Annotated in this window: 5 protein-coding genes; 4 read left to right on the top strand and 1 reads right to left on the bottom strand. The window is 66.8% G+C overall.

All coding sequences use genetic code 11. The features are described from left to right. Positions 1-21: 21 nt before the first annotated feature. Positions 22-1,764 (bottom strand): aa3-type cytochrome oxidase subunit I, encoded by a 1,743-nt coding sequence (ctaD, locus tag ACZ60G_RS13650; protein ID WP_063046341.1) that lies wholly within the window; start codon positions 1,762-1,764, stop codon positions 22-24. Between the two features lie 320 nt (positions 1,765-2,084). On the opposite strand from ctaD, the gene ACZ60G_RS13645 reads away from it, so the two are divergent. The 4 genes from ACZ60G_RS13645 to ACZ60G_RS13630 all read left to right on the top strand — a co-directional run bounded on the left by ACZ60G_RS13645 (position 2,085) and on the right by ACZ60G_RS13630 (position 18,595). Then, positions 2,085-2,936, top strand: coding sequence for a VOC family protein (locus tag ACZ60G_RS13645; RefSeq protein WP_465810241.1), 852 nt, complete (start codon positions 2,085-2,087; stop codon positions 2,934-2,936). 135 nt (positions 2,937-3,071) lie between these two features. Then, positions 3,072-4,169: an ABC transporter substrate-binding protein gene (locus ACZ60G_RS13640; RefSeq protein ID WP_465810239.1), complete on the top strand. Its 1,098-nt coding sequence runs from the start codon at positions 3,072-3,074 to the stop codon at positions 4,167-4,169. 448 nt (positions 4,170-4,617) lie between these two features. Further along, the gene (locus tag ACZ60G_RS13635; RefSeq protein ID WP_465810237.1) at positions 4,618-5,076 is read left to right on the top strand and encodes an AMP-binding protein; all 459 of its coding nucleotides are present in this window, start codon (positions 4,618-4,620) and stop codon (positions 5,074-5,076) included. 241 nt (positions 5,077-5,317) lie between these two features. Beyond that, positions 5,318-18,595: an amino acid adenylation domain-containing protein gene (locus tag ACZ60G_RS13630; protein ID WP_465810235.1), complete on the top strand. Its 13,278-nt coding sequence runs from the start codon at positions 5,318-5,320 to the stop codon at positions 18,593-18,595. Positions 18,596-18,670: the final 75 nt, after the last annotated feature.

Below are 18,670 nucleotides of genomic sequence, written 5' to 3'. Positions count from 1 at the left end.
GCACACTCATCGACCGGAATACTAGTGCTTTGCCAAGGCGCCTTCGTGCACCTCGGTGGCATGTTTGCCCGAACCCCAGCCCACATGGGCCTCGGCCCGCATCCGCTCGACCATGTGCGGGTAATGCAACTCGAAGGCGGGGCGCTCGGAACGGATGCGCGGCAGTTCGTAGAAGTTGTGCCGCGGCGGCGGGCAGGTGGTGGCCCACTCCAGCGAGTTGCCGTAGCCCCACGGATCGTCCACGGTGACGACCTCGCCGTAGCGGTAGCTCTTGAACACGTTCCAGATGAACGGCAGCATCGACGCGCCCAGGATGAAGGCGCCGATGGTGGAAATGGTGTTCAGCGTGGTGAATCCGTCGCTGGGCAGGTAGTCGGCGTAGCGGCGCGGCATGCCTTCGGCGCCCAGCCAGTGCTGCACCAGGAAGGTGGTGTGGAAGCCGATGAAGGTGGTCCAGAAGTGCCACTTGCCCAGGCGCTCGTCCAGCATGCGGCCGGTGATCTTCGGGAACCAGAAGTAGATACCGGCGTAGGTGGCGAACACGATGGTGCCGAAGAGCACGTAGTGGAAGTGCGCGACGACGAAGTACGAGTCGGTCACGTGGAAGTCCAGCGGCGGCGAGGCCAGGATGACGCCGGACAGACCACCGAAGAGGAAGGTGACCAGGAAGCCGAGGGAGAACAGCATCGGCGATTCGAAGGTCAGCTGGCCGCGCCACATGGTGCCGATCCAGTTGAAGAACTTCACACCGGTCGGGACCGCGATCAGGAAGGTCATGAACGAGAAGTACGGCAGCAGCACGGCGCCGGTGGCGTACATGTGGTGCGCCCACACCGCGATCGACAGCGCCGCGATGCCAAGGGTCGCGTAGACCAGCGTGGTGTAACCGAAGATCGGCTTACGCGAGAAGACCGGGAAGATCTCCGAGACGATGCCGAAGAACGGCAGCGCGATGATGTACACCTCGGGATGGCCGAAGAACCAGAACAGGTGCTGGTAGAGCAGGATGCCGCCGGTGGCCGGATCGTAGATGTGGCCACCGAGGTGGCGGTCGTAGGCCAGGCCGAACAGCGCGGCGGTCAGCAGCGGGAAGGCGAGCAGCACGAGGACGCTGGTGACGGCGATGTTCCAGGTGAAGATCGGCATACGGAACATGGTCATGCCGGGGGCACGCAGGCAGACCACGGTGGTCAGCATGTTGACGCCACCGAGGATGGTGCCGAGACCGGAGACCGCGAGGCCCAGGATCCACAGGTCGGTGCCGACGCCGGGCGAGTGCAGGATGTCGGTCAGCGGCACGTACGCCGTCCAACCGAAGTCCGCGGCGCCACCGGGGGTGATGAAGCCCGCGGTCGCCATGGTCGCGCCGAAGGCGTACAACCAGTAGCTGAAGGCGTTCAGGCGCGGGAAGGCGACGTCAGGTGCGCCGATCTGCAGCGGCAGGACGATATTGGCGAAGCCGAACACGATCGCGGTCGCGTAGAACAGCAGCATGATCGTGCCGTGCATGGTGAACAGCTGGTTGAACTGCTCGGGGGACAGGAACTGCAGACCCGGCCGGGCCAGCTCACCACGCATCAGCAGGGCCATCAGACCACCGATGAGGAAGAACGCCATCGAGGTGGTCAGGTACATGACACCGAGGACCTTGGGGTCGGTGGTGGTGACCATCTTGACGATGAACGAGCCCTTCGGCCCGGTCCGAGCCGGATACGGCCGAGTCGCTTCCAACTGAGGGACTGGCTTTGGCTCTACGGCAGTCACTGATCCTCCTGAAAGGTGCCTTTAGGTCGCTCCGCAGGCTCCGCTGCTCGCATCCGCCCCACTACCGGGGACAGACGAGGAGTTCGCTTGCGCTCCTGAGATCGTAAACCGTGCTGCGACAGCCATCCGCACGGGTCCTACTCTGTGTCGTATTTCGCGGTATGGGCGACTCCAACCCACTGATCCGGCGATCATCAAATCCGGCCCCGTGCGTGCCGACCATTTCGAGCGATCTGCAAGCAGTCGCCAGCGATGACTTTCCCGGGCAGCCGACGTCTCTATCTGTGACAGTGATCCACTCTCGGCCAAGGAGACCTTTGATGAGCACAGCATCGCGTAGCGATTCGATGAGGGGCGGCGGTCGGGTGACGGGCGGGCCCGCACCCAAGACCGGCGATCCCTGCTGGGTCGACGTTTACACCTCTGATCCAGACCGGGCCATCGCCTTCTACGGCCAGCTCTTCGGCTGGACCGCAGACCGCGCGGACGAGGAGTTCGGCGGCTACATCACCTTCCGCAAGGAAGGTAAGGCCGTCGCGGGCGGCATGGGCAAGACCGCGGACGGGGCCGAGGGACCCGATCAATGGACGGTCTACCTCGCTTCGCCCGATGCCAAGGCCACCGCCGACGCGGCCGCCGAGCACGGCGGTGCGGTCGTCGTGGCGCCCATGGATGTGGGCGATCTCGGCGCGATGGCCGTGCTCGGCGATGTCGGCGGCGCGGGCGTCGGCATCTGGCAGACCGGCACCTTCGGCGGTTTCGAGACCATCGGCATCGCCTCGGGCGGCACCTGGAGTGACCACGTCGGCATCCCGTCCTGGTTCGAACTGCACACCCGCGACTACGCCCGCTCGCTCGACTTCTACCGCGACGTCTTCGGCTGGAGCGATACCTTCGCCATCTCCGACTCCCCGGAGTTCCGCTACACCACCATCCACGCCACCACCCCGATGCTCGGCGGTGTCATGGATGCCTCGGCCTTCCTGCCCGAGGGCGTACCGGCGGGCTGGACCGTCTACTTCGGCGCCGATGACGTCGACGCGGCCGTCGCGAAGGTCGTCGAACTGGGCGGCACCGTGCTGGCCCAGCCCGAGAACACCCCCTACGGCCGGATCGCACAGGTCACCGATCCGACCGGCGCGCGGTTCAGCATCGGCGGCAATGCCAAGTAGCCGATCCGGCGACCGCGCGGAATCCGCTGTACGACAGCGGGATTCCGCGCGGTCGCGAACAGGGTCCGGACGCGACGTGCACGCGGCGGTGGCCTTCGCGTCCCGGCACCCACGCCACGCGGTACCCTCACCCGCATGCCGGTGAGCGCCCCTGTTCGCACCCGAAACCGCACGGACTCCCCCCGATACGGCACCGCCAGGAATCGCGCGGTCCGGCACGGGGGCACGGCGGTCGCCCTGCTCTGCGCCGCATTGCTCGTCGCGGGCTGCAGTCAGAAGGACGACGCCAGCTCGATCATTCGCACCACGACGAATATCGCGGGCGCGGGTGTGGTCGGCCTGGAACGCGACACCTCGAAGGCCTGCCCGCTGCCGAGCGCACCGGATCCGTCGAACGGCAAGACTCGCACCGTCACCCACGCCGCGGGCACCTCGGAGGTGCCCGCCGATCCGCAGCGCGTCGTGGTCCTGTCCACCTCAGCGTTGGACGCCACCTGCGCGGTCGGCCTGTGGGAGCGGGTCGTCGGCGCGGTCCCGATCGACGGACCCCGCTCGCAGCCCATGTATCTCGGTTACGGCGTGCTGAAGATTCCTACCGTCGGTTCGGCGGCGCAGCCCGATCTCGGGCAGATCGCCGCCCTGCATCCCGATCTGATCATCGGCGATATGTCGAGCGGCCCAGGCGGTTTCGCCGCATTGCAGGCGATCGCGCCGACCGTACTCGCCGATTCCGGAAGCGGCTGGCAGACCGAATTCGCCACGCTCGCAGCGGGTCTCGGCCGCCGCACGGCCGCGGCAACGGCATTGGAGAACTACCGCGCCGAGGCGCGCGAGACCGGTAATGCCCTGGCCGCCAGCCAGTCCCAGGCCTCGGTGGTCCGCTTCACCGCCGATCACGACCAGGTCCAGGGCAGCAATAGCTTCGCCGGACAGATCCTCGCCGATGTCGGCGTACAACGGCCGACCGCGCAGCGCGGCACCTCCTTCGACGTGACCGAGCAGGACCTGCCCAAGGTCGAGGGCGACATTATCTACGTCGTCTTCGCGGGCGAGGCAGGTGAAGAGCACGGTAAGACGGTGCTGCGCAGCGATGCCTGGAAGGATCTCGGCGCCTCCGCCGATAAGCGCGTCTTCGCGGTCGAAGACACCGTGTGGCACGGTGACGGGCTCACCGCGGCCCGCGCCCTGCTCGCCGACCTGCGCAGCAGCTTGAACGGTTTCGTCACCGACTGAGTTTTTGGCAGCGCCTTCGGCGCTGCGTGTTCGCGGCCCCCTGGTGTCTTGCGTCCGAGCCGTCGAGACTCGCGCCTGCGGCGCATGCGCTTCGACGACTCGGACGCAAGACGGGCCGCGAACGGTCGCTCGTAAGACTCGCTCCGTGGTCGTCGCCGATGGCGGGACGTCCGGCACCTGACATACACGCGCCGGATAGGTGAGACCCGCGCATCGCTTCGACGACTCGGACGCAAGACAGGCCGCGAACTCCTCGCTCGTAAGACTCGCTCCGTGGTCGTTTGCGAGCGGCTTGGTCGATTCCCCGATCAAGCCCGCACACCTTGGGTATGGATTCGCTCACCCTCGGAGTGCTCCCACCAGCGCTTGGGTAGCTGTCGCCAACCCCTCCCGGCAGCGAGATTAGAAGGGCACCGAGAACAAAGACGGAACCTGTGAAGGGATCACAATGAGCACTCTGGTCGAAGCGCCCGCCACCAACGTCATCCAGCTGCAGCCGCGCCTGCGGAAAGCGGCCGAGTTCGAGCTGTGTGCGGTCCCGAGCAACTCCGGGACGCTCGCCAACGTCGAGCTGGATCGTTGGGCGAACCGGCTGGCCCGAGTGCTGATCAACCGTGGCGCCGCCGTGAACACGCGAATCGCGCTGGCGATCGACCCGCAGATCGAAGCCACAGTTGCCGCATCCGCCGTCGTCAAGCTCGGCGCGACTCCGGCATCGGTGGCCGACGACGCGACCGCCGTCCCCGGTGCTTACATCGGCATCACCACCAAGGCCCGCCGCCCTGAGCTCAGCGATGCCATCGACTGGCTGCTCCTGGACGACCGCTCGACGCTGCAGCGCTACCTGGTCAGCTCCGACGCCCCGATCACCGATGCCGATCGGCTGACCGAGCGGAAGTCCGCCTGACCTGCTATTCAGCCTGCGCGCCCGAACTCACGGAGTTCGGGCGCGCTGCGGCGCGTATGCCGGGCCCGGAGGCGGCAGCGCCGCGCGACCACTTAAAGCCTCCGGGACGCCGCCGATCGAACACAGTGTTGTCAATACGCCTTCGGTCGGCTCGGCGCCGGTCCAAAATGAACTTGCTACTACGCGACGGTCGGGACCAGCGGTGCACCACCGCTCCAGACGTCAGAACGCAGGTGTGCTTATGCAACAGCCATCGTCCTCGAACGGAAAGATAGGCACCGCACCGCCCGACAGCGCGTTCCCGCTGTCGGCAGCCCAGCGCGGTATCTGGTTCGCCCAGCACATCGCGGGCGATACGCCTATCTCGATCGCCCAGTACGTCGAACTGATCGGCGAACTCGATCTCGACGCGCTCGCCGCGGCCGCCAAGCAGACCGGGCGCGAATTCGGGACCGGCTATGTCCGGCTGCTCGATGTCGAGGGTCAGCCGTACCAGCTCGTCGACACCACCATTGTCGACGAACTCACCGTCATCGACCTGCGCGATAAGCCCGATCCCGAGGCAGCGGCACATGCCTGGATGCGCGCGGAGTACTCCGCGCCGCTGGATCTGATGCACGACCGATTGGTCGCGGTGGCTATGCTGCGGCTGGCCGATGACCACTGGTTCTGGTACTCGCGCATGCACCACATCGTGCTGGACGGTATGGGTGCGCTCGCACTGGTACAGCGCACCGGCGAGATCTACAACGCCGCCATCGAGGGCAGCGAGGCGCCGCCCGCCAAGGCCGAACCACTGCAGAAGATCGCCGACGCCGATCTGGCCTACCGTGGCTCGGACCGATTCGACGCCGATCGCGAGTACTGGCGCGAGCATCTGGCCGGGATGGCCGACCCGGTCAATCTCGCGGGTCGCGAGGCCGATGTCGACGCGCCGCCGAGCCGGGTCTCGGGCGCACTGCCCGCCGCGACGGCCGAATTGCTCGATACCGTGGCGAAGGCGGCCGGCTCGAACGCCGCGCCGACCATCGTCGCCGCCTTCGGCGCCTATCTCGCCGCGATGACCGGTGCGCCCGAAGTGGTGCTGAGCCTGCCGGTTTCGGGACGCACCACGGCGGCACTGCGCCGCTCCGGCGGCATGGTCGCCAATGTCGTTCCGATGCGCCTGTTGTTGTCACCGACCACCACGGTCGGTGACGTGATCCGGGCAGCGCAGAGTGAGCTGACCGGGGCACTGCGCAGACAGCGTTACCGGCAGGAGGACATCGTCCGTGATCTCGGCTGGTCGATGGACGAGGCGTCGTCGTTCGGTCCGGCCGTCAATTTGATGATGGTGGACACCAGGATTCAGCTCGGCTCGGTCACCGGACGACTGCACGTGCTGACATCCGGGTTGATCGATGACGTGTTCTTCAACCTGTATCCGGGCGTCGGCGGCGAGAGCACCCACATCGATCTGCAGGGCAACGGAAACCTGTACAGCACCGATGAATTGGCGGCACACCATGCCCGCTTCTTGATGTTCCTGCACGGGTTCCTGGCCGCCGGACCGGATGCGCCGCTGAGTACCGTCCAGGTCGTCTCCCCGCAGGAGCAGGATCGGCTGGTGCCCGCGCGCGGACCCGAAGCGGTCGCACCGCGCACCCTCCCCGAAATCATCGCGGCCGGTGCCGCACTCGACCCGGAGGCGATGGCGCTGCGCTGCGGCGACACCAGCATGACCTACCGTCAGGTCGACGAGTACACCAACCGTCTGGCCCGCGTGCTGATCGCGGCGGGCGCCGGACCCGAACGCACCGTCGCGATTTCGATTCCGCGTTCGGCCGAATCCGTACTCGCCACGCTCGCGGTGGCGAAATCCGGTGCGGCATTCGTCCCCATCGACCCGACCTATCCCGCCGACCGGATCGAGCATATGGTCGGCGACAGCGGGGTCGTCGCGGGCTTGACCGTGCACCCGGCGCGAAAGTCCTTGCCGGACCGCGTGAATTGGCTGCTGCTCGACGACGACGCGACGGCCGAAACGGTGGACGCGCAGGATTCGGCGGCGATTACCGATGCCGACCGCCGCGGGCCGGTACACCTGGATCAGATCGCCTACATCATCTACACCTCCGGATCGACGGGACTGCCCAAGGGTGTGCTGGTGTCGCATCGTGGCCTGGCGAATTTGGTCACCGGTTCCGGCGCCGGATTCGGTGTCGACGCCGATTCGGTAGTGGCACACGCGGTTTCGCCGAGTTTCGATATTTCCGTCGAGGAGATCCTGGTCACCCTCGCGGCGGGTGCGACGCTCGCTGTCGTGCCGCCGTCGGCGTATGCGGGCGAGGAGATGGCCGAAGTTCTGCGCGCGCACCGGGTCACCCATCTCAATGTCACCCCGGCGGTGGTGGGGTCGCTGGACCCGGCGACGCTGCCGGATCTGCGGACGATCGTCGTCGGTGGTGACGCGTGTCCGCCGGAGTTGGTGAGCACCTGGTCCGGGCGGACGCTGTTGAACGGCTACGGGCCCACCGAAACCACCGTTACCGTGACCTTGAGCGGGCCATTGCGCCCCGGCGGGCCGGTAACCATCGGCAGCATCGTGCTCGGTGTCACCGCTGTCGTGCTCGACCCGTGGTTGCGGCCGGTGGCCCGCGGCGCGGTCGGTGAGCTGTATCTGGCCGGCGCGGGCGTCGCGCGCGGCTATCACCAGCGCAACGGACTGACCGCCAGCCGTTTCGTCGCCAATCCGAACGCGCCGGGTGAGCGGATGTACCGCACCGGCGATCTCGTGCGGTGGACCGCAGACGACGAACTGGAGTACCAGGGCCGCAGCGACTTCCAGGTCAAGGTGCGCGGGTTCCGCATCGAACTCGGTGAGATCGATGCCGCGCTGCAACGGCAGCCCGACGTCGATTTCGCACTCACCATCGGCGCGAAGACTCCCACCGGAGTGACCGCACTGGTGTCCTACGTGCTCGGCAAGCCCGGCGCCGAGATTCACCCGGAGGCGCTGAAAGCCGCTGCCGGTGAGACGCTTCCGGCCTATATGGTCCCCTCGGTCGTCATGGTGCTCGACAGCATTCCGTTGACACCGCTGGGAAAGGTGGACCGCAGGGCCCTGCCCGCACCGGATTTCAGTGTCCGAGCCGTTGTGGGCCGGGCGCCGTCGACGCCGCGCGAAGCGGCACTGGCCGGCTTGTTCGCCGATGTCCTCGGACTCGAAACGGTCGGTGTCGACGACAGCTTCTTCGCACTCGGCGGTGACAGTATCGTCTCCATCCAGCTGGTATCGCGCGCGAAGGCCGCCGGGATCGGCTTCAGTGCACGAGATGTGTTCGAGCGCAAGACCGTTGCCGCGCTGGCCGCGATCGCGACCGACGTGCGCGCACAGACGGTCACCGAACTGCCCGGCGGCGGGGTCGGCACTGTAGAGCTCACGCCGATCGTGCACGCCATGGTGGAGCAGGGACCGACCTGGAACCGCTTCGGTCAGGCCGTCTTGATCGGTCTCCCGGAGGCTTTCGGCCGCGACCAGCTCAGCGCCGCGGTCCAAGCGCTCCTCGACCATCACGATGTGCTCCGCTCCACTCTGCGGCACACCGAGCAAGGCTGGGAATGGGTTGTCGCCGAGCGTGATTCGATAACTGCCGATGATTTGATCGAGGTAGTCGCGGCCGACGCGGACTCCGACGACAGCTACGAGCGCGAATTGCAACAGGCAGCGGATCTGCTCGATCCCGAGGCTGGTGTCGTCGCGCGATTCGTCCTGATCGAGCGGGCGGGGGCCGATCCACTGTGCTGGCTGGTGCTGCACCATCTGGTGACCGACGGCGTCTCCTGGCGAATCATGTTGCCGGACCTGGCGATCGCGGCGTCGGGCGGCACCCTCGTGCCCGTCGGCACCTCCTTCCGGCGGTGGGCATACGGTCAAGCCGAACAGGCGCCCGAGCGGGTGGCCGAACTGCCGCTGTGGCAACAGATGCTGGCCACCCCGGATCCGATTGTCGGCTCGGCGGCACTGGATCCCGCGGTCGACGTCGTCGCCACCATGGGCCAGTGCCGGACCACCGTCGACCCGGATATCGCCAACACCGTACTGGCCACGCTGCCCGACCAATTCCATTGCGGCGCAGACGATGTGCTGCTCACCGGACTCGCACTCGCGGTGAGCCGCTGGCGCGATCGCAATACCGCGCTGCTCACCCTGGAAGGCCACGGCCGCTCCGAGACACTGCTGCCAGGCGCCGATGTCGCCCGTACGGTCGGCTGGTTCACCAGCATCTACCCGGTAGCCATCGATGTGACCGGCATCGATCTCGACGACGCGTTCGCCGGTGGCGGCGCGGCGGGCACCGCGATCAAGAAGGTCAAGGAACAGCTGCGCGCGGTGCCGGATAAGGGCATCGGCTACGGCATGCTGCGCTATCAGCATCCGGAGTCCGCCGCCGCACTCGCGGACGCGCCGATCCCGCAGCTCAGCTTCAACTATCTCGGCCGTGCGCTCACCGGCGGGCACGCGGGAGCGTGGCTGCCACAGCGTTTCGCGGCGACGCACAACGAGTCGGCGCCGCTGGCCGCGGTCGTCGATATCAATGCCGTGCTCACCGATGTCGGCTTGGAGGTCACCTGGGCCTTCGCCTCGCGGTTGCTCGACGAGGCGGATGTCGGTCAGCTCGCCGAGCTGTGGTCGCAGGCGCTGGGCGCGCTCGCGGCGCACGCAGGCTCGCCGGGCGCGGGCGGACGCACCCCGTCGGACTTCGAACTGGTCCCGGTGCGGCAACAGCAGATCGACAGCTGGGAACGCACCTACCCGAATCTCGTCGACGTCTGGCCGCTTTCGCCGTTGCAGTACGGTCTGCTCTTCCATGCGCTCTACGACACCGATACCGCCGACGACTACACCGTCCAATCACTGCTCACCCTGGCGGGCACCGTCGACGCCGCCCGCTTGCGCAGTGCGGCACAGGCCTTGCTGGAGCGCCACGAGAACCTGCGCGTCGCCTTCGCCGAAACCGATGACGGTCCGCGCCAGCTCGTTCTCGCCGGCGGCGAAATCCGCTGGCACGATATCGATCTCACCGATATCGCCGATACCGACGAACGCGACCGCGAACTCGACCGCCTCATCGCCCTCGACGCCCGCACCCGATTCGAACTCGACCGCCCACCGCTGATCCGCTTCACCCTCATCCGCATCGGGGCAGATATCTATCGGCTGGTCATGACCAATCACCATCTGGTGCTGGACGGCTGGTCGACACCACTGCTGGTGCGCGAGCTGCTGACGCTCTACGTCACCAGGGGCGACACCTCCGCACTGCCACCCGCGCACTCGTACCGGGAGTTCCTGGCGTGGCTCGACGAGCAGGACAACGAGGCCTCGCTCGCGGCCTGGACGCAATCGCTGGCCGGCGTGGATACGCCGACGCGCGCGGTCCCGTCGCTGGCCGGGATCGAATCGACCGAGGCCGGAATGATTACGCACGACCTGACCCGGGCCACGGTCGAGCGGCTGGAGACCACCGCACGCGAATCCGGTGCGACGGTGAACACGGTGGTGCAGGCCGCATGGGCGATGCTGCTCGCCATGTCGACCGGGCGCACGGATGTGGTGTTCGGCGGCACCGTATCCGGTAGGCCACCGGAGCTGCCCGGCGTCGAAGAGATGGTCGGACTGTTCATCAATACGCTTCCGGTACGGGTCCAGCTCGATCCCGCGGAGAAGGTCGCCGACCTGCTCACCCGCATCCAGGCCGAGCAAGCGCGCCTGCTGGACCACCAGCATGTGGGGCTGGCCGCCATCCACCGGGCCGTCGGCCTCGCCGAACTCTTCGACACGCTCACCGTATTCGAGTCGTATCCGATCGACCGGGAGGCGCTGTCGCAGGCGCTCGATATCGCGGGTATGCGGGTGCTCGATATCGCGGGCACCGACGCCACGCCCTACCCGTTGGGCCTCATGGTCATTCCGGTGCACGGCGAAGACGGGCACGACACACTGCGCATCAACCTGAAATTCATGGCCGACCAGCTCGATCGCACGGCGGCACAACCACTGCTGGAGCGCTTCGTCCGGCTACTGACCCAACTCGCCGACAATCCGAATGCCCTCGTCTCCCAACTGCAATACTGCGACGACGCCGAACTGGCGACCCTGGCACCCGTGCGCGGTGCGGAATCGGTTCCGCCGCAGACACTTCCGGACATCCTGTCGGCAGGCGCGCGCATCGATCCAGATGCCATCGCGATCACCGCGGGTGATCTCAGCATGAGCTATGGCGAACTCGACGCCTGGTCCAACCGTTTCGCCCGGGTACTGCTCGGTCGCGGTGTCGGTCGGGAGGTCTTCGTCATACTCGCACTCACCCGATCACTGGAATCGGTGGTGGCCGTCTGGGCGCTAGCCAAGTCCGGCGCGGCGTTCCTACCGCTGGATCCGAGCTATCCGGTGGAGCGGATCGAGCACATGCTCACCGATTCGAAGGCCCCGATCGGGGTGACGGTTACGGCGACCGGTGAGACACTACCCGGCACCATCGACTGGCTGCTGCTCGACGACCTGAACACGATTCGACGAGTCATGCTCGTCTCCGACGCGCCCATCACAGACGAAGAGCGCGGCGGCCCTATCAATATCGACCAGACCGCCTACCTGATCTACACCTCGGGCTCCACCGGTAAGCCCAAGGCTGTCCTGGTCAGCCATCGCGGCCTCGTGAATATGGCCACCGCACAACAAGAGGGCCTCGAACTCGATCCCTCTATCAGTTCGCTACAGGTCGCTTCGCCGAGTTTCGACGCATCGGTCATGGAGCTGCTGATCGCGCATTCGACGGGTGGCCGCCTGGTGGTAGCGCCACCGGATGTCTACGGCGGCAGCGATCTGGAACATCTGCTGCGCACCGAACGGATCACCCACGCCGCGATCACGCCGTCGGCGCTGGCCACCATGGAACCGACCGATCTGGCCGACCTGCGGGTGCTCGGGGTCGGGGGCGAGGCCACCTCATCCGAACTGATCGACCGGTGGGCGGTCGGGCGGCGGATGGTGAATCTTTACGGCCCCACCGAATTCAGCGTCTGCGCGACAAGCCCCGTCGAACTGCTGCCGGGGCAACCGATCACCATCGGCGGGCCGATCCGCGGCGCGTCGAATCTGGTGCTCGATACCTGGCTGCGACCGGTTCCTGTGGGCATCGCGGGTGAGCTGTACCTGGCCGGTCCGGCGCTGGCACGTGGTTACTTCAATCGGTTCGAGATGACCGCGGCGCGTTTCATCGCGAATCCGTATGGCGCGGCCGGGGAAAGGATGTATCGAACCGGCGATATGGTCCGATGGGTCACCGGTGCCGATGACGCACTCGAGCTCGAGTATCTGGGCCGCAGCGACTTCCAGGTCAAGATCCGTGGTCTGCGGATCGAACTCGGCGAAATCGATGCCGTGCTCGCACGCGACGAACAGGTCGAATACGCGGTGACCATCGGCCTCACCGGACCGGCGGGCGCGACCGTGCTGGTCTCGTATGTCCTGCCGACCACGGGCACCGAACTCGATCCCGAGCGCCTGCGGGAGCAGGTGGCGGCCGAACTGCCCAGCTATATGGTGCCCGGATACCTGGTCGTGCTCGACGACATTCCGCTGACCCCGGTCGGCAAGCTGGATCGCAAAGCCCTTCCGGTGCCGGACTTCTCGGCGGAAAAGCGGCCGTATCTCGCGCCGCGGACACCGGTCGAACTGGCGGTCGCCGGGGTATTCGGCGAGGTGCTCGGCAGCGAGCAGGTAAGCGCCGACGAGTCGTTCTTCGAACTCGGCGGCAATTCGCTCAGCGCGACCAAGGTTGTCGCCCGGATCAATTCGTCCCTCGGCTCCACCATCGCACTGCGCGATCTGTTCGACGCGCCGACGGTGGCCCAACTGTCCGCGCGGGTCATCCCGGCCACCGACGGCAAGCCGGGCCGGTTCTCGCTCGCTCCACGCATTCGTCCGGACCGAATTCCGTTGTCCCCGGCTCAGCAGCGCATGTGGGTCCTCAATCGGATGGATCCGGCCTCGCCCGCGTACAACATCGCGGTCGCCTTGCGGCTCACCGGAAACCTCGATGTGGCGGCGATGCAACATGCGCTCGCCGATGTGGTCGAGCGGCACGAGAGTCTGCGCACCATCTACCCCGCCGATGCGGAGGGACCCCGTCAGGTGGTGATCGGTACGGCGGCCGCCGCGCCGGAGTTGGCCGTGATCGACACCGGAGACACTGCGGCCCTGCGTCATCGGATCAATGCCCTGGCGGGCACCGGATTCGATATCACCACGGAGCCGCCGTTGCGGGTCGGCATCTTCCGGATCGGCGACGGCACCGGCGCGAACGGCAAGGGATCGGTGCCGGTGTCCTCCGGCGCCGGCGCGGGCATTCCGCCGGTGTCGTCGAGTCCCCTCGTGGCCGAGGCGCCTGTGATGGTCGAACCGCCCTCGGTGCATGTCGTCGTGCTCGTGGTCCATCACATCAGCGCCGACGGCGCCTCGATGGCACCATTGGCGGCCGATCTGGTCGCCGCATACTCGGAGCGGACCAGCGGTGCCGACACGACCCGCGTGCCGCTCGGCGTGCAGTACGCCGATTTCGCGCTGTGGCATCGGGAGTTGCTCGGCAACGAGTCGGATCCGGAATCGCTTGCGGCACGGCAGATCCGATACTGGTCCGATATCCTCGGCGGTGCACCGGATGTGTTGGAGCTGCCCGCCGATCGCCCGCGCCCGGCAGTGCAGTCGATGCGCAGCGCCGACGTCGATTTCACGCTGGACGCGCAATTGCACAGCGCCATCATCGAATTCGCGACCGCGAACAATGTCAGCGTATTCATGGTCGTGCACGCCGCGCTCGCGGTGCTGCTGGCCCGGCTCGGCGGTACCGACGATGTCGTGATCGGCACGCCCGTCGCGGGCCGTGGTGAGGAGGCGCTCGACGAACTCGTCGGCATGTTCGTCAATACGCTGGCCCTGCGCACGCCGGTCGATCCAGGAACCGGATTCCGGCAGTTCCTCGCGACCGTGCGGGCCGCGGATCTGGATGCCTTCGGCAATACCGATGTGCCGTTCGAACGGCTCGTCCAGGTGCTCAACCCGACCAGATCGACCGCACACCATCCGATATTCCAGGTGTCGCTGTCACTGCAGAACTTCGTCGAACCGGTCCTGGAACTGCCCGGATTGCGGTTCGAGGTAGAGGATTTCGATCGCGGCGCCTCGCAATTCGACCTGACGCTCGACCTGCGTGAACGTTTCACCACCGACGGCCCGGACGGCGTCGAGGGTGTATTGACCTACGCGATGGACCTTTTCGACGAAACCACAATGGCGACCTTCGTCGATCGGTGGCGTCGCGTGCTCGCCGCGATCGTCTCGGATATCGATATCCGCTTGGCCGATATCGACATCCTCGCCGAATCCGAACGCACCGAACTGGTCCCGGTTCGCGGCACCGAGACCACGGGGACCACGACGCTCACCTATGCGCTCGCCGCATCGGCCGCCTCCTACCCGGACCGCCCGGCTTTGGTCGCCGACGGACGCACGACGACCTACCGTGAACTCGACGCCACGTCGAACCAGTTGGCCCGGCTCCTGATCGAAGCGGGCGTCGGCACGGAAACCGTTGTGGCGCTGGGTCTCCCCCGCTCCGCCGAACTGCTGATCGGCATGTGGGCGACCGCGAAGGCCGGTGCCGCCTTCCTGCCGGTCGATCCGAAACATCCGGTGGACCGGATCGATCACATGCTCACCGATTCCGGTTCGCGGGTCGGCCTCACCCTCGCCGCCTACCGGCCACTGCTGCCCGACAGCACCGAATGGCTGGTGCTCGACGATGCCGAGTTCAGCGGTCGCCAACGGGCGGCAAGTGACGCAGCGTTGTCGTCGGAGTCGATCCGTCCGGACAACCCCGCCTGGATGATCTACACCTCCGGTTCGACCGGAACACCCAAGGGCGTCACCGTCTCCCATCGCGGTATCGCCGACCTCATTGCGGCACAACGGGAATCGCTCGGCGTCGACGAGCACTCGCGGGTATTGCAGGTCGCCTCGCCGAGTTTCGACGCATCGGTCTTCGAGGCGCTGATGGCATTCGGCTCCGGCGGCGCGTCGGTGGTCGCACCACCGGAGATCTTCGGCGGCAGCGCACTCGCCGAATTGATTGCCGCCGAACAGGTCACGCATATGGTGATCACGCCGTCGGCACTGGCCACCATCGATCCAGCCGAGGTGTCGAGTGTGCGGGTGCTCGCGGTGGCGGGCGAGGCGGTCGGCGCCGAACTGGTCGAACGCTGGTGCGACGGCCGGAGCATGGTGAATCTGTACGGTCCGACCGAATTCACCATCTGGGCAACGGGTTCCGCGGCGCTCGCTGCGGGCACCCCGGTCACCATCGGTGCGCCGATTCGCGGTGCGTCCGTATTGGTCCTGGATGATCGGCTGCGTCCGGTGCCTGTCGGTGTCGCGGGCGAGCTATACCTCGCGGGCTCCGCACTGGCCCGCTGCTATCACGCCCGGCCGAGCCTGACCGCCGCGCGTTTCATCGCGAACCCCTTCGGCGGTCCCGGCGAACTCATGTACCGCACCGGTGACCTGGTGCGCTGGACTCGAGCGGCCGGGTTGGAGCTGGAATACATCGGCCGCACCGACTTCCAGGTCAAGGTGCGCGGTCAGCGCATCGAGCTGGGTGAGATCGATGCGGTTCTCGGGCGCGCGGATGGGGTCGACTTCGCGGTCACCCTCGGCGTTCCCGGCCCGACCGGATCCACGGCGCTCGCGGCATATCTCGTGCGCAAGCCCGGTATCGAACTCGATATCGCCCGCGTGCGCGCGTTCGCCGCCGATACCTTGCCCGCGTATATGGTGCCCGCCGCATTCGTGGTCATGGATGCCATCCCGCTCAATGCCGTGGGCAAGCTCGATCGAAAAGCATTGCCGGAACCGGAATTCGTCGTCGAGGAGACCGAGTACCGCGCTCCGACGACTCCCACGGAGGAAATCCTGGCGCAGATCTACGCTGAGCTGCTCGACCGCAACAAGGTCGGCGTCGACGATTCGTTCTTCGCGCTCGGCGGCGACAGCATCATGGCGATCAAACTGGTCTCCCGCGCGAAAATGCACGGCATCCAGTGCACGCCGCTGCAGGTCTTCGAACATCGCACGGTTGCCGCATTGGCCGCTGTGGTGGCCGGGCCGGTCGTGTCGCTCGACGAACTGCCCGGTGGCGGGATCGGCGAGTTGCCGCTCACCCCGAGCGTGCACGCGCTGGTCGAGCGTGGCGGCGAGATCGACCGCTGTGCGCAGTCCGTGGTGTTGGCACTTCCGGTCGGCGTCGAGCGTGCGCAACTCGTCGCGACACTCGCCGCGGTGGTCGATCGGCACGACATACTGCGCTCGCGGCTCTGGCGAGCCGAGGACGGCTGGCAGTGGCGAGTCGACGACCCTGGCTCGGTCGATGTCGACGCGCTGGTGCACCGCATCGAATTCGATGCCGGAGCCGACGCGCTCGACCTACGCGAATATGCCGCCACCGAGCTGGACTCCGCGGCAGATCGGCTCTCCCCAGCGAATGGCATTGTGCTGCAAGCTGTCTGGCTGGATCCGATCGGCGATGCCGGTGCCAGGACGCGATCGGGCCGCCTGATCGTGGTGGCGCACCGACTCGCCGTCGACAGTGCGTCGTGGCGAATTCTGGTGGCGGACTTGATCGCCGCGTGGGCGCAGGTTTCGGTCGGGAACACACCTGTTCTCGCCGACGTCGGTACGTCGATGCGTCGGTGGTCGCATGCCCTCGTCGAGGAGGCGCGGACCGAACGGCGCAGTGCCGAACTCGAGTACTGGCAGGACATGATCGCCGGTCCTGATCCGCTGATCGGCTCCCGCGAGCTCGATCCGGCAATCGATCAGGCGCACACTCTGCGCACGGTCGGATTCGAGGTCTCCGAGGAGGTCACCACCGCACTGCTCACCACCCTGCCGGAACTGTTCCAGGGCGCGGTCACCGATGCTCTGCTCGCCACGCTGACATTGGCGCTGGTGCGGTGGCGGAATGTGGACGATTCGACGGCCCTGCTGCGGTTGGCGGGCGATGGCAGGCGGGATGTGATCCCGGGTGCGAATCTGAATCGGACACTCGGCTGGTTCACGAGTATCTACCCGGCGCGGCTGGATCTGTCCGCGATCGATATCGATGACGCCTGCGCGGGCGGTGCGGCGATGGGCACGGCGATCCGCACGATCAAACACCAGCTGCTCGCGGTGCCGGACAAGGGCATCGGATACGGGATGCTGCGCTACCTCAATCCTACTGCAGCAGAACAACTTCCAGCTCGAATGCCAGGCCGGATCAGCTTCGAATACCTCGGTCGGCACCCGGATGTCGATATTCCCGCCGGACTCGAAGGGCTCGGCTGGTCCGCCACCGATGAATTCGGCGACCTGCACGCCGATGAGCATCCCGAACTGCCGGTCGCGTCCGCGATCGAAATCAGCGCGGTCGTCATCGACGATCGGTTGCACGCGGATCTCCGCTTCCCGGAAACACTCGCGGATCGTTCCGAGATCGCCGAGTTGTCCCGCCGGTGGTGCGAGATTCTCAGTGCGGCAGCCGATTTCGTGCATACCCCGGCCGCGCAACGCGCTGCCGACGATGAAGCCGCGACGATCGCCGCACAGGTCGCGGCACGCGAAACCGCCGCCGCACCAGGCGGACTCGGTCTCGATGTGCTGCTGCCGATCCGGCTCGGCGGCACCGAGCCCGCGCTGTTCTGCATTCACTCGTCGTCCGGAATGTCCTGGAGCTACCTGGGATTCGCGGAACGGCTGCGACCCGGCCGACCGATCTACGGTCTACAGGCCCCGGAGCTCAGTGGTCGCGAACCGGCGGCGCGCTCCATCGAGGAGTCCGCCGACCGGTACATCCGCGAAATCCGGGCCGTCCAGCCGAACGGGCCGTACCACCTGCTCGGCTGGTCCTTCGGTGGCCTCATCGCACACGCCATGGCGGCGAAACTGCAGGCGGCGGGCGAATCCGTCGGTGTCGTGGCACTTCTGGACAGCGACCATGCCGATATCGACAGCGACTCCATCGAACAGCTTTCCGCCGGCGCATTCGTCAATACCTTCGGCGCGATCTTCGGCATCGAAGACGTCCCCGCCGATGCGAGCGCCCAGGAGGCCGCCGAACTCATCGAGGCCCGGCTCGGTATGGAACTCATCGACGCCGAGATCATCGAGCGAATGGCGGCTTCCTACAACGCGGCCGCGCGCACCCGCACCGGCTACCATCGCCCGGTCTATCGAGGCGACCTGCTGTATTTCAGCGCCACCGTGGACACCTCCGATATGGTCGGGCCGGACGGCTGGCGGCCCTACGCCTCCGGCCGGGTCGTCAACCACGATATCGACCTCGCCCACAACGATCTGACCTCGCCGCACGCACTCTCGATCATCGCGCCGGTACTCGATGAGCACCTCGCGGCAGCGCCGACGCCGGAACTCGGCACATGACCACCACTCACAGCTTGCTCCCAGCCTGGGCCCACATACCGCCTAGCCTGCGTCCATAGCGTCACGGTCGACAGC

It is taken from the genome of Nocardia sp. NPDC102475, from assembly GCF_055584605.1.
This window is presented reverse-complemented; position numbering and strand designations above follow the sequence as displayed.

Bases quoted from the DNA above. Each gene is read 5' to 3' on its own strand.
- ACZ60G_RS13645 (WP_465810241.1), top strand. From the start codon at position 2,085: ATGAGCACAGCATCGCGTAGCGATTCGATGAGGGGCGGCGGTCGGGTG.
- ACZ60G_RS13640 (WP_465810239.1), top strand. From the start codon at position 3,072: ATGCCGGTGAGCGCCCCTGTTCGCACCCGAAACCGCACGGACTCCCCC.
- ACZ60G_RS13635 (WP_465810237.1), top strand. From the start codon at position 4,618: ATGAGCACTCTGGTCGAAGCGCCCGCCACCAACGTCATCCAGCTGCAG.
- ACZ60G_RS13630 (WP_465810235.1), top strand. From the start codon at position 5,318: ATGCAACAGCCATCGTCCTCGAACGGAAAGATAGGCACCGCACCGCCC.